30 protein-coding genes are annotated in these 26,090 nt (G+C 53.8%); 3 read left to right on the plus strand and 27 right to left on the minus strand.

Features of this window, described 5'->3' with window-relative positions; translation table 11 throughout:
- Window positions 1-111: 111 nt before the first annotated feature.
- From spoIVB to dxs, 6 genes are all read right to left on the minus strand, one after another.
- Window positions 112-1,446 (minus strand): SpoIVB peptidase, encoded by a 1,335-nt coding sequence (gene spoIVB / locus IRJ17_RS20890; protein ID WP_063226844.1) that lies wholly within the window; start codon window positions 1,444-1,446, stop codon window positions 112-114.
- A gap of 164 nt (window positions 1,447-1,610) precedes the next feature.
- Window positions 1,611-3,335: a DNA repair protein RecN gene (gene recN / locus IRJ17_RS20895; protein ID WP_242771795.1), complete on the minus strand. Its 1,725-nt coding sequence runs from the start codon at window positions 3,333-3,335 to the stop codon at window positions 1,611-1,613.
- A 16-nt stretch (window positions 3,336-3,351) separates the two neighbouring features.
- Window positions 3,352-3,801 carry a transcriptional regulator AhrC/ArgR gene (gene ahrC, locus IRJ17_RS20900; protein WP_122965851.1) on the minus strand — a complete coding sequence of 150 codons (450 nt, stop codon included), beginning with the start codon at window positions 3,799-3,801 and terminating at the stop codon, window positions 3,352-3,354.
- 5 nt (window positions 3,802-3,806) lie between these two features.
- Entirely contained in the window at window positions 3,807-4,664 is an 858-nt protein-coding gene (locus IRJ17_RS20905) for an NAD(+)/NADH kinase (RefSeq protein ID WP_173595769.1), read from the minus strand.
- Between the two features lie 113 nt (window positions 4,665-4,777).
- Entirely contained in the window at window positions 4,778-5,596 is an 819-nt protein-coding gene (locus IRJ17_RS20910; RefSeq protein WP_122965849.1) for a TlyA family rRNA (cytidine-2'-O)-methyltransferase, read from the minus strand.
- Window positions 5,593-7,476 carry a 1-deoxy-D-xylulose-5-phosphate synthase gene (gene dxs, locus IRJ17_RS20915; protein WP_242771797.1) on the minus strand — a complete coding sequence of 628 codons (1,884 nt, stop codon included), beginning with the start codon at window positions 7,474-7,476 and terminating at the stop codon, window positions 5,593-5,595. The genes IRJ17_RS20910 and dxs overlap by 4 nt, the downstream gene beginning before the upstream one ends.
- Before the next feature lie 255 nt (window positions 7,477-7,731).
- Here dxs and IRJ17_RS20920 point away from each other — a divergent pair, with 255 nt between their 5' ends.
- Complete coding sequence (locus IRJ17_RS20920; protein WP_173595768.1) at window positions 7,732-9,426, plus strand: M3 family oligoendopeptidase; 1,695 nt, start codon at window positions 7,732-7,734, stop codon at window positions 9,424-9,426.
- Window positions 9,427-9,564: 138 nt separating this feature from the next.
- On the opposite strand, the gene IRJ17_RS20925 is transcribed toward IRJ17_RS20920, so the two are convergent.
- The 21 genes from IRJ17_RS20925 to IRJ17_RS21025 form a co-directional block, all read right to left on the minus strand.
- The gene (locus IRJ17_RS20925) at window positions 9,565-10,458 is read right to left on the minus strand and encodes a polyprenyl synthetase family protein (RefSeq protein WP_173599155.1); all 894 of its coding nucleotides are present in this window, start codon (window positions 10,456-10,458) and stop codon (window positions 9,565-9,567) included.
- A gap of 7 nt (window positions 10,459-10,465) precedes the next feature.
- The gene (gene xseB, locus IRJ17_RS20930; protein ID WP_005827293.1) at window positions 10,466-10,717 is read right to left on the minus strand and encodes an exodeoxyribonuclease VII small subunit; all 252 of its coding nucleotides are present in this window, start codon (window positions 10,715-10,717) and stop codon (window positions 10,466-10,468) included.
- On the minus strand, window positions 10,686-12,065 hold the full coding sequence (gene xseA, locus IRJ17_RS20935) for an exodeoxyribonuclease VII large subunit (protein WP_242771799.1): 1,380 nt from the start codon (window positions 12,063-12,065) through the stop codon (window positions 10,686-10,688). The genes xseB and xseA overlap by 32 nt, the downstream gene beginning before the upstream one ends.
- 103 nt (window positions 12,066-12,168) lie before the next feature.
- Window positions 12,169-13,023 carry a bifunctional methylenetetrahydrofolate dehydrogenase/methenyltetrahydrofolate cyclohydrolase FolD gene (gene folD, locus IRJ17_RS20940; protein ID WP_122965844.1) on the minus strand — a complete coding sequence of 285 codons (855 nt, stop codon included), beginning with the start codon at window positions 13,021-13,023 and terminating at the stop codon, window positions 12,169-12,171.
- Window positions 13,024-13,111: 88 nt separating this feature from the next.
- Window positions 13,112-14,074: a tRNA (adenosine(37)-N6)-threonylcarbamoyltransferase complex transferase subunit TsaD gene (locus IRJ17_RS20945; protein ID WP_173595767.1), complete on the minus strand. Its 963-nt coding sequence runs from the start codon at window positions 14,072-14,074 to the stop codon at window positions 13,112-13,114.
- Between the two features lie 18 nt (window positions 14,075-14,092).
- Window positions 14,093-14,497: a transcription antitermination factor NusB gene (nusB, locus tag IRJ17_RS20950; RefSeq protein ID WP_122965842.1), complete on the minus strand. Its 405-nt coding sequence runs from the start codon at window positions 14,495-14,497 to the stop codon at window positions 14,093-14,095.
- 51 nt (window positions 14,498-14,548) lie between these two features.
- The gene (locus tag IRJ17_RS20955) at window positions 14,549-14,761 is read right to left on the minus strand and encodes a DUF2273 domain-containing protein (RefSeq protein WP_122965841.1); all 213 of its coding nucleotides are present in this window, start codon (window positions 14,759-14,761) and stop codon (window positions 14,549-14,551) included.
- Between the two features lie 12 nt (window positions 14,762-14,773).
- Window positions 14,774-15,337: an alkaline shock response membrane anchor protein AmaP gene (amaP, locus tag IRJ17_RS20960; protein ID WP_173595766.1), complete on the minus strand. Its 564-nt coding sequence runs from the start codon at window positions 15,335-15,337 to the stop codon at window positions 14,774-14,776.
- 143 nt (window positions 15,338-15,480) lie between these two features.
- Window positions 15,481-15,897 carry an Asp23/Gls24 family envelope stress response protein gene (locus IRJ17_RS20965; RefSeq protein WP_242771801.1) on the minus strand — a complete coding sequence of 139 codons (417 nt, stop codon included), beginning with the start codon at window positions 15,895-15,897 and terminating at the stop codon, window positions 15,481-15,483.
- A 70-nt stretch (window positions 15,898-15,967) separates the two neighbouring features.
- Complete coding sequence (gene accC, locus IRJ17_RS20970) at window positions 15,968-17,323, minus strand: acetyl-CoA carboxylase biotin carboxylase subunit (RefSeq protein ID WP_122965838.1); 1,356 nt, start codon at window positions 17,321-17,323, stop codon at window positions 15,968-15,970.
- Between the two features lie 16 nt (window positions 17,324-17,339).
- Window positions 17,340-17,849 carry an acetyl-CoA carboxylase biotin carboxyl carrier protein gene (gene accB / locus IRJ17_RS20975; RefSeq protein ID WP_122965837.1) on the minus strand — a complete coding sequence of 170 codons (510 nt, stop codon included), beginning with the start codon at window positions 17,847-17,849 and terminating at the stop codon, window positions 17,340-17,342.
- A gap of 213 nt (window positions 17,850-18,062) precedes the next feature.
- The gene (locus tag IRJ17_RS20980; RefSeq protein ID WP_122965836.1) at window positions 18,063-18,737 is read right to left on the minus strand and encodes a SpoIIIAH-like family protein; all 675 of its coding nucleotides are present in this window, start codon (window positions 18,735-18,737) and stop codon (window positions 18,063-18,065) included.
- Window positions 18,738-18,750: 13 nt separating this feature from the next.
- Window positions 18,751-19,389: a stage III sporulation protein AG gene (spoIIIAG, locus tag IRJ17_RS20985; RefSeq protein WP_173595765.1), complete on the minus strand. Its 639-nt coding sequence runs from the start codon at window positions 19,387-19,389 to the stop codon at window positions 18,751-18,753.
- Window positions 19,390-19,420: 31 nt separating this feature from the next.
- Complete coding sequence (spoIIIAF, locus tag IRJ17_RS20990) at window positions 19,421-20,098, minus strand: stage III sporulation protein AF (RefSeq protein ID WP_173595764.1); 678 nt, start codon at window positions 20,096-20,098, stop codon at window positions 19,421-19,423.
- Window positions 20,099-20,106: 8 nt separating this feature from the next.
- Window positions 20,107-21,300, minus strand: coding sequence for a stage III sporulation protein AE (spoIIIAE, locus tag IRJ17_RS20995; protein ID WP_122965833.1), 1,194 nt, complete (start codon window positions 21,298-21,300; stop codon window positions 20,107-20,109).
- A 16-nt stretch (window positions 21,301-21,316) separates the two neighbouring features.
- Window positions 21,317-21,706: a stage III sporulation protein AD gene (gene spoIIIAD / locus IRJ17_RS21000; protein WP_063226823.1), complete on the minus strand. Its 390-nt coding sequence runs from the start codon at window positions 21,704-21,706 to the stop codon at window positions 21,317-21,319.
- A 14-nt stretch (window positions 21,707-21,720) separates the two neighbouring features.
- Window positions 21,721-21,924, minus strand: coding sequence for a stage III sporulation protein AC (gene spoIIIAC, locus IRJ17_RS21005; protein ID WP_005827263.1), 204 nt, complete (start codon window positions 21,922-21,924; stop codon window positions 21,721-21,723).
- 16 nt (window positions 21,925-21,940) lie between these two features.
- Window positions 21,941-22,459, minus strand: coding sequence for a stage III sporulation protein SpoIIIAB (gene spoIIIAB / locus IRJ17_RS21010; RefSeq protein ID WP_122965832.1), 519 nt, complete (start codon window positions 22,457-22,459; stop codon window positions 21,941-21,943).
- Complete coding sequence (gene spoIIIAA / locus IRJ17_RS21015; RefSeq protein ID WP_122965831.1) at window positions 22,447-23,409, minus strand: stage III sporulation protein AA; 963 nt, start codon at window positions 23,407-23,409, stop codon at window positions 22,447-22,449. Before spoIIIAA ends, spoIIIAB begins: the two co-directional genes overlap by 13 nt.
- Window positions 23,410-23,572: 163 nt before the next feature.
- Window positions 23,573-24,058 carry a CD1247 N-terminal domain-containing protein gene (locus tag IRJ17_RS21020; RefSeq protein WP_122965830.1) on the minus strand — a complete coding sequence of 162 codons (486 nt, stop codon included), beginning with the start codon at window positions 24,056-24,058 and terminating at the stop codon, window positions 23,573-23,575.
- Between the two features lie 75 nt (window positions 24,059-24,133).
- Window positions 24,134-24,397, minus strand: a complete 264-nt coding sequence (locus IRJ17_RS21025) for a YqhV family protein (protein ID WP_122965829.1) — start codon at window positions 24,395-24,397, stop codon at window positions 24,134-24,136.
- 149 nt (window positions 24,398-24,546) lie between these two features.
- On the opposite strand from IRJ17_RS21025, the gene comA reads away from it, so the two are divergent.
- Window positions 24,547-25,368, plus strand: a complete 822-nt coding sequence (gene comA, locus IRJ17_RS21030) for a phosphosulfolactate synthase (RefSeq protein ID WP_122965828.1) — start codon at window positions 24,547-24,549, stop codon at window positions 25,366-25,368.
- Window positions 25,359-26,075 (plus strand): 2-phosphosulfolactate phosphatase, encoded by a 717-nt coding sequence (locus IRJ17_RS21035; protein ID WP_122965827.1) that lies wholly within the window; start codon window positions 25,359-25,361, stop codon window positions 26,073-26,075. The genes comA and IRJ17_RS21035 overlap by 10 nt, the downstream gene beginning before the upstream one ends.
- The last annotated feature ends 15 nt before the right edge of the window (window positions 26,076-26,090 follow it).

Below are 26,090 nucleotides of genomic sequence, written 5' to 3' on the forward strand. Positions count from 1 at the left end.
TGCAAGCTGGCTTTGTTCCAGTGGAAGGTTATACATGTCGAGCAGAGAGACTTGACAGCATGAAATTAGCCGCCTCGCTTGATTGGCGTGACGGCTCGTCTTTTCGTATTCTCAGGCAGCCTGCCCGGTTTTGGCGTTCGATTGCGGCGCATTGCGCACCTGCACGCCTGCGTCCTGCAGCATCCACTCAATGTAGCAGCCGTAGCCGGATGTCGGGTCGTTGACGAAGACGTGCGTGACCGCTCCGACGATTTTTCCATTTTGAATGATCGGGCTGCCGCTCATCCCCTGGACAATGCCACCCGTTTTTTCCAGCAGGCGTTTGTCCGTTACCTTGATGATCATGCCTTTTGTCGCCGGAAAATGCTGCTTGATGACGTTGGCGATCTCGATATCGAACTCCTCCACCTTTTGCCCTTCGACGACGGTGAGGATTTTCGCCGGGCCTTCCACGACTTGCTCGGCAAGCGCTACCGGGAGCGGCTCGCGGTAATAGCTGCGCTTCGGTTCGTCCTTCATTTTGCCGAAAATGCCAAACGGTGTATTTTTGGTGATGTTCCCCAGCACTTCGCTTTCGTTGTAAAAGCGGGCGAATTTCTCTCCGGGATTGCCGCTCTGCCCTTTTTCGATGGACGTCACGCTTGCCTGCACGATTTGCCCATCACCGACTACGATAGCCTGGCCTGTATCGACGTCGGAAATGACGTGCCCCAGTGCTCCGTACGCTTTGGAGTTGGGATCGTAGAAGGTCAGGGTGCCTACTCCGGCAGCCGAATCGCGAATGTACAGTCCCATCCGGTACTCCCCGTCTTTTTGGTCTTTTGCCGGTTGGAGCGTCAGATTCAGCTTTTCTTTTCCGCGCACGACCAAAAGCTGTACCGTGCTATTCTTTTTTCCGGCTTCGTTGATCAGCTTTTTGACTTCATTCATGTCATTGATGTACAGATCATTCATTTTGACAATCATGTCGCCGACGTGAATACCTGCCTGCTCGCCAGGGGAAGACTTGCTTTTGCCATTGTCCACGAGATGATGACCGACAACCAACACCCCCGCCGTTTGCAGCTTGACCCCGATCGACTGTCCACCAGGGTACAGACGCAAATCCGGCAGCACATTTACTTTGACAGCTGTCAGCGGAATGTTTCGCCATTTTACTTGCAATTGTGCTTCCCCAGCTCTGCGCGGCTCTACGGACATAGGCTGGCTCAGATCAACGGATACTTCGCGCGCTTCCGTCCCGTTGACGTGCAAAATGTCGGGATTGCTGTTGATTAGCGTGCCCATCACCGGCACGGAGACCTTGAGTTCTTCCAGAGACCCTTCCATCAAGCGCAATTCGCGGGGAAAGGAGGACAGATCGCGAAACGGGGTGGAACTCACGACAAGCGCCGTGATGAGGAGAAGGAGACTTCCCATCCATTTTCTTTTGTTTTGTCGGATCACCAGCAATCACTCCTACCGTTCCCTACCTACACCTACAAAGAGACACCTCCACCTTGTGTACCTTTAATGTTGCCCCCAGCCAAGCGGATTATGTCAGGAAATTGACTCATGTTTGTTAGCCAACTGCAATCTTTTTGCCCATAAAAAAGACTGCCAACCAAAGCTTAGTTGACAGCCTTTCTTTCCCGCCCGAGCAAAATCATTTCCCGCGCGTGCTCTTCTGTTTTTGCCGTTACTTCTGCCCCGCTCAGCATGCGGGCAAGCTCTGTCACGGTCTCTTCTTCCGACAGCTTCGTCACGATCGTTTTCGTCTCGTTTTCGCTCATTTCCTTTTTGATCAGAAAATGCGCATCCGCCATGGAAGCTACCTGCGGCAAATGCGTAATGCACAGCACTTGCCGTTTTTGCGCGACGCGGGCGAGCTTTTCCGCAATCGCCTGGGCCGCTCTGCCGCTGACTCCCGTGTCTACCTCGTCAAAAATCAGCGTCTCGACCTGATCGGTTCCAGCCAGGATCGTCTTGATCGCCAGCATGACGCGGGACAGCTCCCCGCCAGAAGCGATTTTCGCTAACGGCCGCAGCGGTTCCCCCGGGTTTGGCGAAATCAAAAACTCGATCTGATCCATGCCATTCGCATCCACGAGCCGCTTGATGCCTTCGATTTCAACGCCTTCTTCATCAGGGGTTTGTCTGACGTCGATGGCAAAACGCGCCCGTTCCATATGCAGCTCTTTCAGCTGCTGCTCGATTTCCTGCGCGAGCTTCGTGGCGCATTCCTGACGAATGACGGACAGCTCCAGCGCCTCGACAGCCAAATCAGCCGCCAGCTCCTGCAGCCGTTTTTCCACCTGTTGCAACCGATCCTCGTAGTGATGCATTTCGTCCAGCTCGTCGGAGATGGTCGCTGCATACTCCAAAATGTCATCCACGCTTTTTCCGTACTTGCGCTTCAAGGACTGAATCTGGTCGAGCCTGCGCTCCACCTCTGCCAGCTGCTCCGGTTCAAAGTCCAGATGGTACGAAAGCTGGCGCAGCTTGTGCACCACGTCCTCAATCTGGTAATACGCAGACTGCACCGTCTCCAAAATCGGCGCAAGCTGCTCCTCGTAGATCACGCCGCGCTCCAGCTCTCCCATGGCGTGACCGAGCCAATCCATGCCCTTCTGATCGCCGTGCAGCGAGCGGTAGGCGTCCTGGACGGTCGCGTAAACCTTCTCAATGTTCATCCACTTTTTGCGCTGCTGCAGCAGCTTCTCGTCCTCACCCGGAGTAAGCGAAGCGCTTTCGATTTCGTCAAGCTGGTATTGCAAAAGGTCTATGCGCTGTACCAGCTCGCGTTCGTTGCGGGCCATCCGTTCGAGATCCTGTCGCGTTTTCCGGTAGGAGGAGTACAGTTTGCCGTATTCCTGCTTCGCCGCTCCCAAAGCAACTTCGCCGTACGCATCCAGCCAGTTGATATGCTTGTCCGCCTGCATCAGCATGTGCGTGTCGTGCTGGCCGTGAACCGTGACCAGCCAAGGCCCAAGCTCGCGCAGCATGGCAAGCGTCACCAGTTGGCCGTTCAGACGAATAATGCTTTTTCCCTGGTTGGAAATGTCCCGGCGGACGACGAGCATGCCGTCTTGCTCCACTTGCACACCTACGCTGGCGCACACCGCAAGCGCAGGATGGCCCGCAGGCAGTTCAAACAGCCCTTCCACCTCTGCGCGCAGCTCGCCGTAGCGCACAAAATCTGCGGACGCACGACCACCGAGCAGCAGTCCGAGCGCGTCGATGATGATCGATTTTCCGGCGCCGGTTTCCCCTGTCAGGATGTTCAACCCGCGTTGAAACGAGACCGTAACCGATTTAATGATGGCAAAATTTCGGATAGAGAGTTCCACTAGCATCTGTTGCGACCACCTTCTACAGCATTTCCATGAAACGCTTTGTGACTTCCGCTGTATTTTCCTTGGAACGGCAAATGATCAAAATGGTATTGTCTCCACTGATCGTTCCCATGATCTCGTCCCACGGCAGGTTGTCGATCAGCTCGGCTACCGCATTTGCATGACCGGAAAGGGTTTTCAGCACGATAAAATGGTCTGCCTGGTCAATGCTGACGAAGGAGTCGACCATCATCCGTTTGAGCTTTTGCATCGGGTTAAACTTTTGTTCAGCAGGCATGGAATATTTATATCGCCCATCAGGGAGTGGCACCTTTACCAGATGCAATTCCTTGATGTCTCGGGATACGGTCGCCTGCGTGACGTTGAATCCAGCAGCGCGCAGACGCTCCACCAGTTCGTCTTGAGTTTCTACCTCTTGGTTACTGATGATATCCCGAATACGGATATGTCGTTGCCCCTTGTTCATATGGATTACTCCCATTCACCTTGTAGTTTCGTGCGTATTGCTTCAAAAAAGCCGCCCTTTTTCCACTTGATCAGCGGTGTGACGTACGGAGACTTTTTAATGTAAATATGATCGCCGCCCTCCAGCCGATAGCCGAACTGTCCGTCAATCGACAGCCCCATCTCCTGATGGATGGCGTCGACTTCCACGCGAATCGTCTGGTTGCCAGACAGCACCATTGGCCGCGCTGTCAGCGAATGCGGCGCTACCGGAGTCAATAATAGCATATCCACATTCGGGGCGACGATAGGCCCGCCAGCCGACAAGGAATACGCTGTCGACCCTGTCGGAGTCGACACGATGACACCATCGCCGCTGAAAGTTGCGACATATTCGTCATCCAAGTAAACAGCACATTGAATGATGCGGCAAAAAGACCCTTTGGCGATCCCGATATCATTCATCGCTGTGTATGTCCCAAGCGTGCTGCCTTTGCGGACGAGAGCTGCTTCCAGCATGGCCCGTTCCTCAATGTCGTACTTGCCTGAAAGCAAATTGTCGACGGCAAGCGGCAAGTGCTCCGGCTCTGCTTCTGACAAAAAGCCCAATGTACCGAGATTGATCCCGAAAATGGGGATCGATCTCCCTGCGAGCTTGCGTGCGATGCCGAGCAAGGTCCCGTCGCCGCCAAGCACACAAACCAGGTCGGCATGGTTACCGATCTCCTCAATCGGAGCGCCCAATTCCGCGCGCCCTAAATCAGATGCAATCGTCTCGTCCAGCAATACATTCGCTCCCCTGACCTCCAGGAGGTAGACAAGCTCCCGCGCCACAATTCTGGCCTCGGGCTTTCCTTTGTTTGCAATAATTCCTATCTTCTTCACATGGTCCACCCCAAACTGGTTGGTTGGAAATCCTTATACAAGTATACAACTTTTCATGCATAAATAAAAAGCCTCGTTTGCAACAAAACTCCCGAGGCTTTTGTTTTTTGTCCCTATTTTAATTTGGCATGAGCCTGCGCGACCACATCGCTGACGAGCTTCAGCCATTCTTCGGCGTTCATGCCGCCAGCACTTTTGGTCACATGCATAACAAATTCAATATTGCCCTCTCCCCCTGTGATCGGAGAAAAGTCCAGCCCTTTCAGCGCAAATCCGAGGCCGCTGGCGAACTGGCCGATGTCTGTCAGCACCGCTTCATGCACTTGCGGTTCGCGGACGATGCCGTTTTTCCCGACCTTGTCCTTGCCCGCTTCAAACTGCGGCTTGACCAGCGCGACGACATCGCCATCCTGCTTCAAAAAACGGTACAAGACAGGCAAAATCAGCCGGAGCGAAATAAACGACACGTCAATCGAAGCGGCATCCGGACGTTCCTGTTCGAAAGCGTCCGGGTCCATATGGCGGAAATTGGTCCGCTCCATGACGACAACCCGCTCATCCTGGCGCAACGTCCAGGCGAGCTGTCCGTAGCCGACATCGATTGCATAGACGAGGCGTGCGCCATTTTGCAAGGCACAGTCCGTAAACCCGCCTGTGGAAGCGCCGATGTCCATCATGACTTTGTCCGTCATGTCGATGCCAAATACTTTTAATGCCTTCTCCAGCTTCAGTCCGCCGCGACTGACGTACGGATGAACCTCGCCTTTGACCGTGATGGCGACATCCTCGGTGAATTTCGTGCCGGGCTTGTCACATCGCTCCCCGGCCACTTGAACCAGTCCCGCCATCACGGCTGCTTTTGCTTTTTCCCGAGTCTCGTAATGACCTCGCTCGACGAGCAAAACGTCGATTCGTTCTTTTCTCACGCTCATGCTTCCAGTACACCCTTCGATATCGGCATCAAGGCGCGTACACGGGAAGCGATGTTCTCCGCTGTCAGCCCAACCTCTTGACGCTGTTCTTTTACACTGCCGTGTTCTACAAAATAATCAGGGACAGCTACGATCTGCACATTCATGCCATAGTAGCCCGCCCGGTTGTAACATTCGATAACCGCGCTGCCGAATCCGCCCATCTCCGAGCCTTCCTCCACAGTCACGATGTCGTAGCCTTCCTTCGCCAGCCTGAACAGCAACTCCTCATCCAGCGGCTTGCAAAAGCGGGCGTTTACCAGCATCGGTCTGATTCCTTCCGCATTCAGCTGGTTGACCGCCTGCTCCGCGATCTCAAATACATGGCCAAAGGACAAAATCGCTACCTTTTTCCCTTCACGAATGATTTCAGCCTTCCCGATCGGCAAAGCTTGCAACTCTTTATCGAGCGTCACGCCGCGAGCCGGCAGACGCGGATAACGGTACGAAATCGGCCCGTCGTACTCCATCGCTGTTTTCATCATGTGACGCAGCTCGTTTTCGTCTTTTGGTGCCATGATGACCATGTTCGGAATGATGCGCATGAAGGCAATGTCGTACATCCCTTGATGCGTCTCCCCGTCTGCACCGACGAGTCCTGCGCGGTCGACGGCAAACACCACGTTCAGCTTTTGCCGGGCAACGTCGTGAATCAGTTGGTCGTACGCTCTTTGCAAAAAAGTCGAGTAGATCGCAAGCACTGGCTTCAAGCCTTGTGTCGCAAGGCCAGCCGCAAAGGTACAAGCATGCTGCTCCGCGATCCCTACGTCAAACAGGCGATCCGGGTATTTTTGTCCGAACGGAATCAGGCCGGAGCCTGCTGGCATGGCAGGAGTAACCGCCACCAGCGACTTGTACTCGGCAGCAAGCTCGATCATCGTATCGGCAAACACCGAGGTGTACGTCGGAGCGGATTTTGGCGTGTCTCCAGACTCGATCTTGTACGTGCCGATGCCGTGCCACTTCACGGAATCCGCTTCGGCTGGCGCGTAGCCTTTGCCTTTTTTCGTGATCGCGTGGATCAGTACCGGCCCTTTGGTCTGCTTCGCCGTTTTCAGCGTATCGACCAAAAGATCCATGTTGTGACCGTCGATCGGCCCGATGTACGTGAAGCCAAGCTCCTCGAATAGAACGCCGGACACGAGCAAATACTTCATGCTGTCTTTGAAGCGCTCGGCAATCGATGCCAGTTTGCCGCCGACAGCCGGAATGGACTTCAGCAGCCCTTCAACCTCGTCCTTCGCCCACTGATAGTTTTCCGTGGAGCGAATTTTGCCCAGGTAGTTGTGCAGGGCGCCTACGTTCGGAGCAATCGACATTTCGTTGTCGTTCAGCACGACGATGACATTTTTGCGTTCGTGACCGATATGGTTCAACGCTTCCAGCGCCATTCCACCCGTCAGCGCGCCGTCGCCGATAACCGCCACGACATGGTTTTTTTCTTTTTTCAAATCGCGGGCCGTTGCCATCCCCATCGCTGCCGACAAGGAGGTGCTGCTGTGTCCGGTTTCCCAGACGTCATGCGGGCTTTCGATCATTTTCGGGAAGCCGCACAGCCCTTTGTACTGGCGCAAAGTCGGAAACATCTCCCGGCGGCCAGTCAACATTTTATGTACGTATGCCTGATGCCCGACATCCCAAATCAGCTTGTCCTTGGGACTGTTGAACACGTAGTGCAAAGCAAGCGTCAGCTCCACTACTCCGAGGTTGGGCGCAAGGTGGCCGCCTGTCTGGGAGAGCGTCTCGACGAGAAATTGCCTGATTTCGGATGCCAGCGTATGTAACTGCTGCGAAGTGCACTTTTTCAGGTCTTGAGGATCATTTATGGTAGTAAGCAGCATTGGTATTCCTCACTTTCCACTGTTCGTTCTCCGGCGATTGTGCATGCTGCATTTCAATCCACCCCATGGAAAACTAGGCTTCTTCGGTGTTGCCCGAAGCCTAAACTCCGCTGAAATTCAACTTGATTCATTATAACGGTTTCTTCATAAAAACACCACTTTTGATCAGCAAGCGCAATCTTGCACACAATTTCCTGCTACATTCTGGTAAAATAAAATGGATCATTCAAATTCAAGAAATCGAGGTGGACTCCCGTGAAGTTCTCGCAAATACCGTACACACGCGTCGACATGGCAAATGTCGAAGAACGATTTTCCAGCCTGTTGGAAGCGTTTCAACAAGCGGCCAGCTTTGAAGAGCAAGACAAGGTAATGGGACAGTTGAACGAGCTGCGGCAAGAGGTGGAATCTGCGCGAGAAGTGGCGCAAATTCGCCATACGATCAATACGGAGGACCCTTTTTACAAAGAAGAGCAAGACTATTGGGATGAAGCAGGCCCTGTGTATCAAGGGATCATTTCACGTTACTACGCCGCCATCACCCAGTCCGCTTTCCGCTCCGAGCTGGAACAAAAATGGGGCGCCCAGCTTTTCCGCATTGCCGAGACAACTCTGCGCACCTTCTCTCCTGAAGTTGTTGCCGATTTGCAGGAAGAGAACCGTCTGGCGAGCCAGTACGTTGCCCTGATCGCCTCGGCGAAAATCATGTTTGAAGGCGAAGAGCGCACGCTTCCGCAGCTGCTTCCGTTCCAGACGTCCACGGACAGAAACATGCGCAAGAAAGCAAACGAAGCGAAGTACGAGTTTCTGAGCAAGCATACCGAAGAACTGGACCGCATCTACGACAATCTGGTAAAAGTTCGCGACCGGATCGCCAAAAAGCTCGGTTTCACCACCTTTGTGGAACTGGCTTATGCGCGTTTGAACCGGACGGACTACAACGCCGAAATGGTGGCCAACTTCCGCCGTCAAGTGGAGGAACAAATCGTGCCAGTAGCCGCTCGGCTGGTCGAACGTCAACGCGAACGGATTGGCGTCGATGTTATGAAGTATTACGATCTGGCCTTCGACTTCGCTACGGGCAATCCGACGCCAAAAGGCTCCCCGGACTGGATCGTGGAAAACGGGAAAAAGATGTACGAACAGCTGTCTCCGGAAACGGATGCTTTCTACAACTTCATGCTGGAAAATGAATGTCTGGACTTGCTCAGCAAAAAGGGCAAAGCGACAGGCGGATATTGCACCTACATGAGCAAGTACAAGCTGCCGTACATATTCGCCAATTTCAATGGCACCTCCGGCGATATCGACGTGCTGACCCACGAAGCGGGCCACGCCTTCCAGGTGTACGTCAGCCGCGGTTACGAAGTACCGGAGTACCACTTCCCGACGTATGAAGCGTGCGAAATTCATTCGATGAGCATGGAGTTTTTGACCTGGCCTTGGATGGAGCTGTTCTTCGAGGACGATACCGCCAAATACAAGTTCTCGCATCTAAGCGGCTCGCTGCTGTTCATTCCGTATGGCGTCGCGGTCGACGAATACCAGCATGCCGTCTACGAAAAGCCGGAGATGACTCCAGCGGAGCGCAAACGCACCTGGCGCGAAATCGAGCGCAAATACTTGCCGTACCGCAATTACGACGAGAACGAGTTTTTGGAGGAAGGCGGCTTCTGGCAACAGCAAGGACACATTTTCCGCGATCCGTTCTACTACATCGATTACACATTGGCGCAAATTTGTGCCTTCCAGTTCTGGAAACGGGCACAGGAAAACCCGGAACAAGCTTGGTCCGATTACTTGACGCTGTGCAAAGAGGGCGGCAGCAAATCGTTCACGGAACTGGTGAAGGTTGCGAAGCTGTACTCGCCGTTTGAAGACGGTTGCATTCAGTCGGTCATCGGTGAAATCGAGACGTGGCTGAACGGTATAGACGACAAGCAATTGTAATCACAAGAAAACAGAACGGTCATGACCGCTTTATTTACCGCAAGCGCTCACAGCCAATTTCATGAAAAAAGCGAGACGCTTGTCATAGAAAAAAGCTGGCACCCCACGTGGATGCCAGCTTTTTGCCTATCATTTCATTTACTTGTTGCGGTTTTGAACGTAATCTGCCAAAGGGCTCAATGCGGAATGCTCGATGCCTGCAATGGCGAGAGCCGCTTTTGCCTCCGCGATCAAAGCAGACAGCCTTTCTTTGGACTCAGCAAGTCCCAACAGCGAAGGATAGGTCGATTTGTTCCGGTCCGCGTCGCTGCCAACCGCTTTTCCCAGCTTTGCCGCGTCCCCTTCCACGTTGAGGATGTCATCCTGAATTTGAAAAGCCAGTCCGATGCAGACGCCGTAGCGGGTCAAAGCATCCATCTGCGCTTCGCTCGCTTCCGCCAAATAGCCTCCGCCCCTGAGCGCTGCCACGAGCAGATCGCCTGTCTTGTGGCGATGGATGAACTCCAACTGCTTCAGATCGAGCTGCTTGCTCTCTCCTTCGATGTCGGCCATCTGCCCGCCCACCATGCCTGTCGCGCCTGCGCGCTTGCCCAGCTCGGCAATCAGTTTGACAATCGTCGCAGATGTCACATCTGTCCGCTCCTGATAGGCTTCCGCTACGTGAGAAAAGGCGCGCGTCAAGAGGGCATCGCCCGCCAAAATCGCGGTCGCCTCTCCGTACACTTTGTGGTTGGTCGGCTTTCCACGGCGCAGGTCATCGTCATCCATCGCTGGCAGATCATCGTGGATCAGCGAGTATGTATGAATCATCTCCAGGGCAACGGCAAAAGGAACGCCGCGCTCCATCGGTTTGTCCAGCGCTTCCAGCACAGCGAGAACGAGCATCGGACGAAGCCTTTTGCCGCCTGCCATGAGTGAATACTTCATGGATTCGTACAAATGGGTCGGGACGCCTTCCTGCTCCAGGGCAGGCGTGAGATGTTGTTCAATGTAGGCTGTTTTTTCCGCCAAATACGATTGGAATGTATCCACGATGTCGTTATTCCCCTTCCACACGAAAAGCCTTCTGCTTCAGTTGGCCGTCTTCTTCTACCAGCTGAATGATTTTGGCTTCAATCGCATCCAGCTTCTGTCCGCAAATACGCGAGAGAGTGACGCCCTCTTGATACAGCGTAATTGCTTCCTCCAGCGGGATGTCTCCTTCTTCCAGCTTCCCGACGACTTCTTCCAGCCGCTTCATCGCTTCTTCGAACTGCATGTCAGTCTCTTGGTCCGTTTTCTTGCGAGCCATTGCGCTTCTCCTCCCGATTCAACTGTTCCACCCGTGCCGTAGCACTGCCATCAATTAATCGTACCACGATCTGATCGCCAGGGGCAAATTGTTCCACGGACTTCACCAGCTGATCATTCGTGTACACCAGCGAAAAGCCGCGCTTCATAACCGCCAGCGGACTGAGCGCCTCCAGAGTGGCTACCCTTGAAGCAAAAGCCATCCGGTTCTGGTTCAGCCGCGCCAGCATTTTTTCATCCAGACGCGCGCGAATCGACGCAACCGCTTTCCTTCTCTCCCCGACCTGATCCGACAGCCGATATTTTTTGATCTGTTCGGAAAGCCGCGTGTAGCGCTCCCGCCTTCTTTCCATCAAATGCTTCATCGCCTGGCGCATTCGCATATACGTCCGATCGAGCCGCTCTGCCGCTTCCTCCAGCCTGCGCTGCGGCTGCCGCATCGCGTACGAACCGCTCAACCGATCCAGCCGCGTACGCTCTTCTGCGAGCTGATTGCGCACCGCCCTGTGCATCCGGATTTCAAGCTGGCGAACGCGCTCCACCCACTCCAAATAATGCGGGACAGCAAGCTCTGCCGCTGCGGTTGGCGTCGCCGCCCGCACGTCTGCCACAAAATCCGCGATCGTCACATCCGTCTCATGTCCGACTGCGGAAATGACCGGAATCGGCGACCCGGCGATCGCCCGCGCCACGTTTTCATCGTTGAAAGCCCACAATTCTTCAATCGAGCCTCCACCTCTGCCGACGATCAAGACGTCGATGTCAGGGTGCTGATTGATAATCCGAATCGCCGAAACGATCGATGCCGGGGCATCTTTCCCTTGCACGACGGCAGGCGACAGGACAATCTCCGCCTGCGGATACCGTCTGCGGATGGTGGTGCAAATATCGCGAATCGCCGCTCCTGTCGGGGATGTCACGACCCCGACCCTTTTCGGAAAGCGCGGCAGTGTCCGCTTGCGCTCAGCAGCAAACAAGCCTTCTTTGGTCAGCTTTTCTTTCAACTGCTCAAAAGCGAGATACAAGGAGCCAAGACCGTCCGGCTGCATTTCTTTTGCATAGAGCTGATACGCTCCGTCCCGTTCAAAAGCGGAGATGGAGCCGCGCACGATCGCCTTCGTTCCATCCTTGGGCAAAAAGCGCAAGAAGCGGTTATAGCTGGCAAACATCACGACCTTGATCCGCGATGTGTTGTCCTTCAAGGTAAAGTACATGTGCCCGCTTGCGTGATGCGTGAAGTTGGAGATTTCTCCCCTCACCCAGACGTCTTGCAAGTTCGTCTCTTTTTCCAGGACGAGCTTGATGTAGCGGTTCAGATCACTGACAGACAAAATGTTTGATGCAGCCATGTGCCCCTCCTCTGTTCAAGCCCTGGTCTGATTGACTTTTCGTATACGCATGCAAAAAGAAATGGATAAAGCGCAGGCCCTATCCATTCCCTCAGTCGTTCCTCTAAAGTTGCGCTTGCTTTCTCGCTGCCACAACCGTGTTTTTCAACAGCATGGTGATGGTCATTGGGCCAACACCGCCAGGTACCGGAGTCAAAAAGCTTGCGATCTCTTGCACTTCGTCAAATTTGACGTCCCCGACGAGCTTCCCGGAATCGATCCGGTTTACCCCTACGTCGATGACAACTGCGCCCGGCTTTACATGCTCTTTTCCGATCATATGCGCCCGGCCTGTCGCTACCACGAGGATGTCCGCTTTCGTCGTGAACTCCTCCAGGTTTTGCGTGCGGGAATGGCACATGGTCACAGTTGCGTTTTCCTGTTGCAGCAAAAGCGATACCGGCTTGCCGACGATGTTGCTTCGGCCGATGACGACGGCGTGCTTGCCGGAAATCTCCGTGCCTGTCCGCTTGATCAGCTCGATGACGCCATGCGGAGTGCAAGGCAGCAATGTTTCGTTGCCGAGCACCATGTTGCCCACGTTGATCGGATGGAAACCGTCGACATCTTTTTCCGGATGAATCGCAGCGATGACCGCTTTCTCCGAAATATGGGCTGGCAGAGGAAGTTGAACCAAAATCCCATGAACGTTCGGATTTTCGTTCAAATCCCGAATAATGCCCAGCAGCTCTTCTTCTGTCGTCGAAGCTTCCTTGAGAATCAGCTCGGAACGGATGCCGACTTCCTCGCAGCCTTTCGATTTTCCGCGTACATACGAATGCGATGCGGGATCATCACCCACAAGCACAACAGTCAGTCCAGGGACAAGTCCTTGTTTTTTCAGTTCCGCCACTTCAACCGCGAGTTCTTCGCGAATGCTTTTTGCTACTTCTTTTCCTTGGAGAATGGTTGCAGTCATGGAGAAAAAGCCTCCTTCTTAAACGTCGATACCATTAGTGTACCGATTTCGTTTGCAACTGTAAAGCCGAATCATAAAAAGTTTATCATTATTTAATGTTCGTCTTTTGCTTCATCCACCCAAGCATTGCCACTCCGTAGGCGTTATCGCCGGAGTAAACAGGGTCGCAAAAATACAGCTTGGCTTTTACCGCCGGATGCTGCAAACGTTTGATCAGGCGCTCGCGCATGTACTGATTGGCAGCTACCCCGCCCACAATCAGTATGTCCCTTGGATGCCCCAGCTCAACAGCGTGCCGCAATGTTTTTTCCAGCGTGTTGGCGATACACTGCTCGGTTGCCCGCGCAATATCCGCATGGCTCGTCTCGCCGCGCTCAATGGCGCGCAGCAAGGACGCTTCCGGCCCGGAGAAGCTGAAGGTCAAACCGTCCACAGCAGAGGAAATGCGAAATTCCCCCGTCGACTCTTTTGCCAATTGCTCCAAGTACGGCCCGGCAGGAAATGCCATCCCGAGCGCCACTCCGATCCGATCGACCAACTGCCCTGCGTGCAAATCGATCGTGCCGCCGATTTTTTCAATCGCATATCCGGCACTGTGACGCTCGCACAACAGCAACTCACTCGTTCCCCCTGACAGATGGACAGCCAAAAAGCGATCTTGTCCTGGCCGCTCATCGGCTGTGTACTCGCCCGCTGCGATATGCCCCTCCTGATGGGTGGTCAGATGCAGCGGAACACGCAGGTAGGTGGACAGCGATTTGGCCAAGCCCTCTCCCACCTTGAACACAGGCATGTACGACTGATCGACAGGCCGCGGCTTTTCACTGACGCAAATCGCTTCGATCTCATACTCGTTCCACTTCATTTGCTCGCTTAATTCCGGCAAGTTCATCACATGCTGAAAGACGGCTTCGGATTGTTGCAGCCCGCGTTTGCCTTCCTTCACTTTGAGGAGGCGTTTTGCTTCTGCAACAATTCGGCCGTCTTCCTGAGCCAAGCACAGCGATGTCCGGTAATTGCTCGTATCAATGCCCAACATTACCTTACTCATGCTTGTATCTCCTGCCTGTTATGCCTTTTGCGTTTCACGGGATTGCAAGAAGCTCGCCAATACACCGTTGATATAGCGATAGGAGGCATCGTCACTGAACAGCTTCGCGATTTCGATCGCTTCGTTCATGACTACCTTGTCAGGCGTATCCGCTTCAAACATGATCTCATAAAAAGCAAGGCGCAAAATGGCGCGGTCAACGTTGGCAATACGCTCCAGCTGCCAGCCGCGCAAATACTTTTTGATTTCTGCATCGATGTCCGCCATGTTGGTCAAAACTCCATCGAGCAAGTAGCGCAAATACTGCGCGTTTTCCTCGGATTCTTCCATGACCAGATCGATTGCTTCTTTTACTGGCACCTCGGCCATATCGATCTGAAACAAGCATTGGACTGCTTTTTCTCGTGCTGTTCTTCGCTTCATACCATTCACCTACTAATTAAAGTCAGCAGGGGAGTTTTCCCCTCGTTCTTGTTACCGAAACTTGCCAGGCAGAATCCGATCCAGTATTTCGCGCAAGTCTTCCTTATGGTCAAGCTTGCGACCGATGTAATAGCCGGTTCCGACAAACACAACAAAGACCAGTGTATCCCAAAATCCGACGAGAAGGTAGATGATGCCGAAAAAAAGTCCGGCAGAAATCCCCATTAGCTTCCCCTTGTGTTCCCACATTAACTCCCATTTCATGGACTTCACCTTCTATTCTACCCGCTTGCGAGCCGCGTAGTTTTCTTGCTGAGCCACTTCCGTCACCACAACCGCTACTTCGGAAATCACGACACCAGCAATTCCTTCGACCTGCTCTTTCACATCCGCTTGCAGCTTTTGCGTCAACTCCGGCAAAGGTGTCTCGCCATCCACAGAAACACGCAGGGTAATGATGTTCCCGCTTTCCAGCGCTTTGACTGTCGTCTTCATGTCGCGCACGCCTTTTACACGTCGGGCAGCGCGCTCCGCAATCGTTTGGATCGTCTGAATCGTAATGTTGACTTCGCCCAAATCACTGCGCTGGCGAATGCCGCGATCCACTTTTGGCTTGTTGGAACGAAACGAGCTGAAAAAGAAGCGAAGGCTCACAATGAGGAAAATAATCGCGACGATGAGATACGTAATGTTCGTACCCTCAAGCATTTGATCCACATAAGGCTCAAAATAAGCAGATGAGACCAATCCGCTGGTGGCCGCAATCGCGATGCAGGACAAAACGATCAGCGCAAAGCTGTAAATCGTCAAAATAAAGCGGTCAAACAAGTTCACATGCATCTCTCCTTTACGCCATGTTTGAAAGGAGACAAACAAGGCTCAATCAAAGGCTAACGCTTCGCCATGAGCCAAGGCTTGGCGAAACAACTGATTGGAATGAGGAAAATGCCCCCTGTGAAAAGGGGGCATCCATCCGGTGCTGCTTAGCGCACACGCTGGTAATCTTCGACTCCAGGCGCCGCCGGTGCTTTTTCTTCGGCTTTCAGCTCTACATCGACGATATGTACGTTTACTTCCACAACAGAAAGTCCGGTCATTCCTTCGATTCCATTGCGCACACTATCTTGAATATTACGAGCGACGTCTGGAATGCGGTGTCCGTATTTGACAATGATGGAAACATCCACTGCCGCTTCGCGGGAGCCAACCTCCACACGAACGCCGCGAGCTATATTTTTACGGCCCAATCTTTCAGCAATCTCCCCTACGAAACCGCCGCTCATTTGCGCTACGCCTTCAACCTCGGACGCAGCCATGCCGGCGATCACTTCCAGTACCTCGGGAGCGATCTGGACTTTACCAAGCTCTGTTCTATCTAAATCCGGAGTAAACTCTTCCATGCTTCGCACCTCCCTTTAGATTTGTAATTCATTATACCAAGCGCACCGTTTTTTTACAAATCAGCCCTGTTTATTCTTCGTCCAGGTTCAATTCGTAGGTTTCCAGGAACTTGGTGTCAAAATGACCGCTTACGAACACTTCATGCTCCAGCACTTTTTGATGGAACGGGATCGTCGTGGTGATGCCATCGATGACAAATTCGCCGAGCGCACGCTTCATGCGTTCGATTGCCTCGTTGCGATCCTTGCCCCAAACGATCAGCTTGGCGATCATGGAATCGTAGTACGGCGGGATGGAATAGCCTGCGTACGCAGCACTGTCCACACGCACACCGAAGCCGCCTGGTGGCAAGTACTCGGTGATGCGTCCAGGTGACGGCATGAAGTTTTTCGCCGGGTTCTCTGCGTTGATCCGGCATTCGATCGCCCAGCCGTCAAGCTTGATGTCTTCCTGGCTGAAAGACAGCGGTTGACCGGCTGCGACCGTCAGCTGTTCCTTGATCAGATCATAGCCAGTAACCAGCTCGGTCACCGGATGCTCTACCTGAATACGCGTGTTCATTTCCATGAAGTAAAATTGTCCGTGCTTGTCCAGCAAAAACTCGACTGTACCCGCTCCGTGGTAAGCTACCGCCTTGGCAGCAGCAACGGCTGCCTCGCCCATTTGCTTGCGTGTTTCCTCGCTCAAGGCAGGCGATGGAGCTTCCTCGATCAGCTTTTGGTGGCGGCGTTGGATGGAGCAGTCGCGCTCGCCCAGATAAACCGCGTTGCCATGCTTGTCGGCCATGATCTGGATTTCCACGTGACGCGGGCCTTCCACGAATTTTTCCAGGTAGACGCCCGGGTTGCCGAAAGCGGTTTTCGCTTCGTTTTGCGCCTGACGGATCGCCTTTTCCAAATCTTCGTCGTCGACTGCCACGCGCATGCCGCGTCCGCCGCCGCCCGCAGTAGCCTTGACCATTACCGGATAGCCGATCTCATTCGCTGTCACGACGGCGCTTTCCACATCTTCGATCAGCCCTTCTGTTCCCGGAACAGTCGGCACTCCAGCCGCTTTCATCGTATCTTTTGCGGTGGACTTGTCCCCCATTTTTACGATGGCTTCTGGATCCGGACCGATAAACGTGATGTTGCATGCCGTGCAAATCTCCGCAAAGTCGGCGTTCTCAGCCAAAAATCCATAGCCTGGATGGATGGCGTCTGCCCCTACCTTGGTCGCGACACTCATGATGTTTGCTATGTTCAGGTAGCTTTCCTTGGATGCTTTTGGACCAATACAGTAAGCTTCGTCGGCCATTTTCACATGAAGCGCTTCACGATCCGCTTCGGAGTAGACAGCGACCGTACGAATGCCCAGCTCGCGGCATGCCCGGATGATCCGTACAGCAATCTCCCCGCGATTGGCAATCAATACTTTTTGAAACATTTCGCTCTCCCCCACCTTATTCTGGCTTCACCAAAAACAGCGCTTGACCGTACTCAACGAGCTGGCCGTCTTCCACCAGCACTTTGACGATCTCGCCGCTTACTTCTGCTTCGATTTCGTTGAACAGCTTCATCGCTTCCACGATGCAGACCACTTTGCTCGCATTCACTTTGTCGCCCGCTTGGACGTAAGGAGGCTTGCCTGGTTCCGGAGCGCTGTAGAACGTTCCAACCATCGGGGAAACGATCTTGTGCAGGTTCGCATCGTCAAGAGCCGGAGCGCTTGCAGCTGCCTTAGGCGCTTCCACGGCAACAGGAGCTGCTTGTACAGCTGCTGGGGCTGCCGCTTGCACTGGCGCAGCAGGAGCCGCTACCTGGGCTTGTACGACAGGCTGAGTCACTACTACTGTCTCTGTACCACTGGATTTTCGCAGGGTCACTTTTGCCCCTTCTGTCTCCAGCTTAAATTCATTAATGGAAGATTGATCAATCAGCTTAATAATTTCTCGGATTTCATGAATTTTCATGACGAAAAAGCACTCCTTCGTTTGTTTCAATAGAGGATCGGGGAGTCCCATATGTATCCTTTTTGGCAAACCATAAATCCATGGTAGCCTGTTGCCCATATCACGTCAAGAAAGGATTTCCCCGCTTCCTGCCAAGAAGAAGCGAGAAAATCCTTACCATCATGCCCACTTACGGCACCCGTTATAACGCGAAGGTCAGCTTGCCTTCGCCATTCAGGACGTCTGGAACTGGACCTGGATGTTCGTTGCCGGGAGATTCAATTGCTGCTTGACTTGCGCAATGATTTCCACCACTTCGTTTGCGCTCAGCTTGTCTTTTTGCACGATGACAGTCGCTTTGTCGTTCTGGACGAGGACGACCGCGTCCTTGTAGCCGCTCGCTTTGAGCATCTCTTCGACGTTCATCGTGGCCGTCTCCAGCGTGGACAGCTCATCGTACTTGGCTTTCGCTTCGGCTACCGCCTGGGGCGTTGCTTCGGAATTGTTCATGATCGCCAGCTGCTCGTCTTTTTGCTGCGCGGTTTGCGCTTCCCGGTTCAGCTTGAAGCCCTGGAACACTTCGCTTGCTGTATCCGCTACGGGGAGCACGGCATTGCCGGAAGTTTGCTTCGCTTCTTCAGGCGCCGGTGTTTGTGCGGTCGGAGTGGCCGGAGCCGTCGTTGTTTCCTGCTTGCCGTTTTTAGCGTCAACGGCGGCAGCGCCAGGAGCTTGCTCGACTTGCTTGGTTTCTACTTCCACGCCGGAGATTTGCTCCTGCTTCTGGACGGCCTGCTCTTGTCCGGAGGTCGGAACCTGTTCCTGCGGCCCCTTCACCAGGTAGTACCCGGAGAGTACAACCATGACAGCCAGCATTGTCAACAACCACACTGTTTGCTTGCGCAGAATCATTTGTCATTACCTCCTACCCTTTTTTGGGCAAAATGGATATTTTGTAAGCGGGAACATCCAAAACTTTTTGGACAGCTTCGGTGATCCATGCTTTCACCTGGATGTTGTCGGCCCCTTTGGCCACTACGAGCACTCCCCGGACGCGCGGCTTCAACGTCTTGACGACGACGGGCTGGTCTTGCTTGCCGCCTTGGACGATCACGACCTGTGCATCGCGCGATTGGTCACTCTGATTCCGGGTTGCCTTTTCCTTGTCCATCTCCTGGTTCACGGAAGAGCGGACATTGGTGTTTTTTTCCACGACAATCTCTGGCGTCGATTCCAGATTGACCATGACTTCGACCTCTCCCACGCCGACTACATTCGCGAGGATTTCCCGAAGCTGGGTTTCGTAGATGTTTTCATATTCGGCGATAATGTCCGGTGCGGGTGAACCGCCCAGCGCCGGAGCTGATCCGTCGCCTGTTGGCTGCGGCGACGTCTCGCCAGGGTTGATCGAGAACCCGAGAGGCTGATCTTTTTCGACTTTCAGAAAATCTGTCAAGATCATGACAGCAATCCCGATTCCAAGTACGACGATAAAATAGTGCAATGGCTTGAGCTTTTTGTTGCTGCCGTTTCCTTCCCACAATTTTTTCAGCTTTTCCAGCATGTTGCTCACCTCGCTTGTGTCGACAGCGTGATTACTGCTTTTCGTTTTCCCGGGTCTCGTCCTTGATGATCACCTGTTCTTTGGATAGCCCCCACTGTTCTGCGAGGTCGCTGGCCATTTTGCTCGCCAGCGGGTTCGCTTCCGGGGCTGAAACAGCCACTTCTTGCTGTTCTTGCGGCGGCTCCCCGACTGTGACTTGTACCGGAGCAATCGGTGTAATCGGCTTGACCGGCTGGACTTGCTGCGGGTCGTTGCTGTTTTTGCCGCTGTCAGCTTCGCCAATCACCAACTCCATCCGGGACAAGGTCGGCTCGCCTTGCTTCTTCTGGTCGATCACAACCTCGACATCGACAACTTCCACGCCGTAATCGGCTTTGATTCTCGCCTTTACAGCAGATGCCACCTGTGCCTGCACATAAGCTGTCATCTGTTCGTTTTGTTGACCAAGCAGCTTGTCAGTCATTTTCTTCCATTCGACAGCGGCTGGCTTGTTCAAATTTTGCTGGTAGCGATCAAGTCTGAGGGCGAGATCGTCCTGCGACAGACTGAACAGGCTGAACACCGGGGAGATGATCGTCAAAAGCAAGATCAGACCCATCACCATTTTGACGTAGCGCTGCAAGGTCGTATTGGGCAGGATCAGATCGAGAAAAGCGGCCAAAAGAACGAGCAGGATGATTTTTTTGAGCCAGAGTGTTAACCATGTCATGTCATCACCTACCGGACCATCATGGAGATGTTGCCTGCCGCAATAATGATGGTAATCGCCAGAAAGAACATCAATCCCACTGTCGCAAGTGCGGCGAAGACGAACAGGAGGCTTTTGCCAATCGTGCCGAGCGCACTGATGATCGGACTGTTCCCCAGCGGTTGCAGCACAGCCGATGACAAATTGTAGATCAGGGCCAAAACCAGTATCTTGAGAGCCGGGAAAGCGCACAAGATGATGAGAATGACGACTCCAGCCAAGCCGACTGCGTTTTTGACCAGAAGCGAAGCGTTCAGAACCGTATCGGCCGCATCGGAAAACATTCGGCCGACGATCGGGATGAAGTTGCCTGTAATGTACTTCGCCGTCCGCAGCGTGACGCCGTCAGCTACAGCCGAGGTCGCCCCCTGAATGGAGATCACCGCCAGAAAAATCGTCAGGAAGGAGCCGAGCACCCCCATGGCGATGTTTCGCAGCAAGGTGGCAAGCTGGGTGACCTTGTACCGTTCGGAAAACAGGCTGACGATCGAGAGCATCGCGGACAGAAACAGGAGCGGAAAGACGACGTACGTGATCATCATGCCGCTGATGTTGATCATGAAAATGATCAGCGGATGAAACATGGTGGCCGTCGCCAGGTTCCCGACCGAGGCCAGCAAGGCAATCACGAGCGGAATCATCGCGAGCATGAAATCAGACATGCTGTTGATCGCGTCTTTGGCATATGTGATCGCGACGTGAAAACTGTTGATGGCGAGCACCATCAGGACGAGGTAAGCAATCGAATAGGCGACGGTGGATACGGCGTTGCGCTCGAAGGCGTTTTGCATCGTCTCCAAAATCATGGCAAAAACCGTGATGATAATGATCGAGCTGAGCAGCTTGCCGTTCATCAAAATTTCGTGAAAGACGAATTTGCCCATCCCTTTTAACACACTCGACAGCGTCAGTTCCTCTTGCTGCATCAAAATCTGGATGAAGCCTTGCGATTTCAAATCGGGCAAATAGCCTTTATACTCGCGCTGAAGCTGTTGCCAATATTGCTCGACACGCTCCAGCTGCAAGTGATCCACTTGCTCCTCGACAATCTGGTTGATCGGGTTGGCTGTGGTTGCTCCGGCGGCATGGACCGTGCCAGGGCCAGGCGACAGATAGATGAAAAGGATGAGCCACAACAGGATCAGTTTGCCAGTTTGCGCCACAGACACCCCTCCTCTCTCACGCCGGCAGCAAGTCGATCACTGTTTCGATAATGATTTGGATAATCGGTACCGCCATGACCAGAATCAGCACTTTTCCCGCCAGCTCGATCTTGGAGGCAATCGCCCCCTGTCCAGCGTCACGGGTCATTTGCGCCCCAAATTCGGCAATGTAGGCAATTCCGATGATTTTTAATATCGTTTCCAGAAACACCAGGTTCAGATCTGCCTGAACGGCCAGCTTTTCCAGAATGCGAATGACTTCGGCAATTTTGCCTACGAGAAAGTAAAAGATGATGACACCGCTCGCAATCGCCAACAAGAAAGCGAACATCGGCTTTTGCTCTTTGATCACCAAGGCAAGAATGGTAGCGACCAGTCCGAGTCCAACGATTTGTACGATTTCCATCGAAAAGCCCCTCCTCAGTTGAACAGGAAGACGCGTTTCACCTCAGAGAACAGGTCGCCGAGGTAGTGGGACACCATGTACAGGACGATGATGAATCCGACCAGTGTCGCCCAGTGCGCAATATCTTCCTTTCCCGCCTGTTTGAGGACCGTGTGCAAGATCGCTGTGATGAACCCTACCGCTCCGATCTGGAAAACAGGTGTCAAATCAAAATCCACTGTGAACACCTCGCCTTTAGAACATCAGGATGACGACCAGAAGACCACCCAGAAAACCGAGACTTTTGTACATGCGCTCGTATTTTGCCTGCTCGGCGCGCGCTTCTTCCTCAAGCCCCCTAAGATGGGTAACTGCCAGGCGCAAATGCTTCTGCTGGTCTTCCCGGTCGGATGATCCGAGAACCTGCCCCAGACTCGCCAGCACTTCTCGCTCTTGTCTGCGCAATGCGGTTTGTGCCCAGTACTTCCCCATTGCCTGCTGCAAGGAATCTTCTGCCGATGGCGCCTTTTCGCTGACTAGAAGCTCTGCTGCGTAAAGAAACAGCCTGCCCACTTCCTCGGAAACCCGGCGACCGACTTTGACAAAAGCGCGATGCAGCGGCGTCATGCCGTATACGATCTCGGTCTCCAGCATTTGCAGGGCGACCAAAAGCGCGCGAAGCTGCACGGGACGATAGGCGTAATACCTGCCGATCTGCCAGCCGACCATGGAGGCCGAGAACAGGATGAGCACCGCGCCAATCAGCTTGACCATGCAACCTTCTCCTTTTCCAGCGGCTTCATGCTTCGGTCATAGATCGCCTGGATCGTGCCTACGCCTTTCGTTCGGCTGAGGACGATATAGCGGGAAAACACGCCGTGCCGGACGAGGTTGCCGAGCATCGGGCGACGAGCGACTTCATTGAGATCAGCGCCATGAGCCGAGCAGATGACTGCGACTCCTGCGTGAATCGCTTCCCATACGGCATCCCCGTCCTCCGCACGCCCCACCTCGTCCACAATCAGCACATCAGGAGACATGGAGCGGATCAGCATCATCATTCCTGCTGCTTTCGGGCATGCATCCAGTACATCTGTGCGCGGGCCGACGTCTCTTTGCGGCACGCCCTCCAGGCAGCCTGCCAGCTCGGAACGCTCGTCCACGATCCCGACTTTGCGACTGGAAGACCACTCGCTGCCGTAGCTGAGGGAGCGGGCCATGTCGCGCAAAAGAGTCGTTTTCCCGCATTGCGGCGGAGAAATCACCAGTGTGCTCAGTACGTTGCCGCCTTCAAACAAGTAGGGCATCACTTTTTGCGCCGCCCCTTTTTTCTCCCGGGCGATCCGGATGTTGAAGCTGGTAATGTCCCGGATGCCTTTGACATCGCCTTTTTCCAGCACCACTTTGCCTGCGATGCCGATGCGATGACCGCCCATCACCGTAATGTAGCCTCGCTTCAGCTCCTCCTCCAGCGCGTACAAAGAATGCTGGCTTACCTGACTCAGCAGCTTGACTGCCTGATCTGCGGAAAAAATCCAGCCTTTACTCGCAGTGGAGGTAAGCTGACCTGCTTGCGTCACGTAGCTGGATTGCTGACCGAATCGTACTTCCAGCGGCTGATTTTGCCGAAGCCGTATCTCTTCCAGATGCTCTTTGACCGCGGAGGGAAGAGCAGTCAAAATCGCGCGAATGGCTTCTGGCAAAATCGCCATGATCTCTCTCACATCTGGTACCCTCCTTTTTGTGGCTGACTCTCGTTTGTCCACATTGACTTACCTCCATCCTATGCGCGGCTGGACGAGGTTTATGCTAAAAAGTAGCCGGAGATAGAAAAAGCTTGCCCCTGCGCTTTCGTGGCGCGCTGGGACAAGCTGTGAGCCTGCTCTATTACGTCGGATTGACCGGCTGATAGTCACGCTGGGCCGAAGCCGACTCGATGACGTAATGACTGTAGCCGTCGTCATCGGTACCTTCTCGCAAGTGAATCTCTTTCTGGCAGTGCGGGCAGGAAAAATCGTAGCCCGTCGCCAAGTGCGTATCGTCATCCGACTCGTACAACGCAGCATCTTCATCGTCGTCGAGATCATAGTAGGTGGCGTAGTCGACATCGTCGTCATCCTCTATCGTTTCGTACAACGCCTCGTCATCCTCGAAAAGATAGAGTTCCACGTCTTCGAGGTCTTCGTCCAGCGCTTCTACATAATCCTCCGCCTCTTCCACGCGGGCGTGCAGCTCGCGAAACTGGGCGTACACCTCGTCCATGATCTCGATCATTTCAGTCATAATTTTGCCTTCTGCACTCTTTTCGCCCACATCCAGGCCATCTGCCAGCCCGCGCAAATAGGCGATTCGGTTCGCCATCGTTTCAAGCATGCCAATCCCTCCCATTCGTCTCTTGCACTAGCATTCCCAGATGAGGCGCTCATTACCAATGGAAGGAATTGGACATCACTTGCGCACTCCGATCAAAATGCAGGAGATACCGAGCAAAATCCAGGCGATTTTTGCAAAGCTGACCCGATCAGACATGCCGAGCAGGCCGATCGTCGTCGTGGTAATCAAAATCACAGGCCCTACGATCGCCAAGCCCGAATTTATGAGCAGTGCCTTTTCGACCTGATTGACCTTCAAAATGAGCAAGGCAGCCACAATCTCGATGCTGCCTGACAAAATCCGCAGCGCAGCCATCCCCATAATCGCTTTTTCCCACATACCGTCTCGTCCTCCCCTCCGTTCACTCTATGCCTGTACCCGTTCGTTTCAGCACTCGTGTGGGCAATCGCCTACTGCCTTTCTTCTTCACTCCTCCTCCACGGTGGGCATACACTGAACCATACGCCTAGAAGAAATGAGGAACTTGCATGGTAGACTGTGAGCATCCGTTTATGCCCGCGAGCTGGGCGAATCCGTTCGGGCACAAGCGAGCGAAGCCCCGCCAAAAGGGGTTGACCATGGTAATTGACAAAGGGCTGGGGCTGACCGCTTACTGCGATCTGCTGGAACTGGCTTCTCCTTATATCGATATATACAAACTCGGCTTTGGCACAACGGCCTTGTATCCGCCGAACGTGTTGCAGCAAAAGCTTTCCAGGGCAACCGCCTTGGGCTTGCACATCATGCCAGGCGGAACTTTTTTTGAGATTGCCATTCAGCAGAGCACGATCAAGGCGTACATGCAACAAATCCGTTCGCTCGGATTTTCAGCGGTTGAGATTTCAGACGGGACGTTCCCGCTATCGTTTGAGCAGCGCAGAGAAGCGATTGAACGGGCCGTGGACGCAGGGCTTGTCGTGTATACGGAGGTAGGAAAAAAGTCGGCAGGCTATCGCGCCGAGCGCAACGAGCTTTTGGAGACACTCGCCTTTGACTTGCAGGCAGGCGCCAGCCACGTCATCGTCGAAGCACGCGAAAGCGGAACGGTCGGCGTCTTTGACGGAAACGGCAAGATCGAACAGTCATTCATTCTGGATGTCGTCCGTGCCGCCAAAGCAAACGCGGAGCGGCTCGTTTGGGAAGCGCCGCAAAAAGACCAGCAAGTGTGCCTGATTCAGTCTCTCGGTGTCGATGTCAATCTCGGCAACATCGCCTGCACGGACGTCTTGTCGGTCGAGACGCTCCGCCGCGGACTTCGCGGAGACACCGCCCTGATGCTTGCGGAAGGGAGGTCTGCCCCGTGCGAATAGAGGTCGTGCCCACGGTCGAGGAAATTCGCTTTGACCAAATCAGCAATCATGTTGTGATTGTGATCGATGTTTTGCGCGCATCCAGTACGATTGTCACCGCGCTGGGCAACGGCTTTGTCTGCGTCGTTCCCGTTGAAACGATCGGGCAAGCGAACTCGCTCAGAGCCGCTGACTGCATCCTGGCTGGCGAGCGACATTGCCGCAAAATACCCGACTTTGATTGCAACAACTCCCCGACGGAAATCTCCGCGGCCAAAAATCCGGGCAAACGACTGATCCTCACGACGACGAACGGCACTCGCGCCATTCAGAAGGCGGAGCGAGCCTCCGCGCTGCTCGTCGGCTGCTTTTTGAACGCGACGGCCTGCATTCGCCACGCGCTCACGTATCATCTCGATGTGACACTTTACTGCGCAGGGACGCGTTCTGAATTTGCCCTGGAAGATGGACTCGCGGCAGGGCTGATGATCGTCCAGGCGCAAAAAGCTTTGGCCCACCTGCAGATTTGCGATCTCGGCGAAGCGTTGAAAGCAAGCTATTTATACTATGCAGATAAGCTTGGCGAACAAATGCTGCAAACTACCACGGGCAAGCGCCTCGTTTCGCACCATTTTGCCGACGACTTGCGTTTTTGCGCACAGGTTGACCGCTACACGCTCGTGCCCTACGTCAAGGACAAACGCATACTCCCACACCTTGTCTCATAGAGTGAAAGGAGAACA

The organism is Brevibacillus parabrevis, from assembly GCF_022701015.1.
Lineage (GTDB): Bacteria > Bacillota > Bacilli > Brevibacillales > Brevibacillaceae > Brevibacillus > Brevibacillus parabrevis.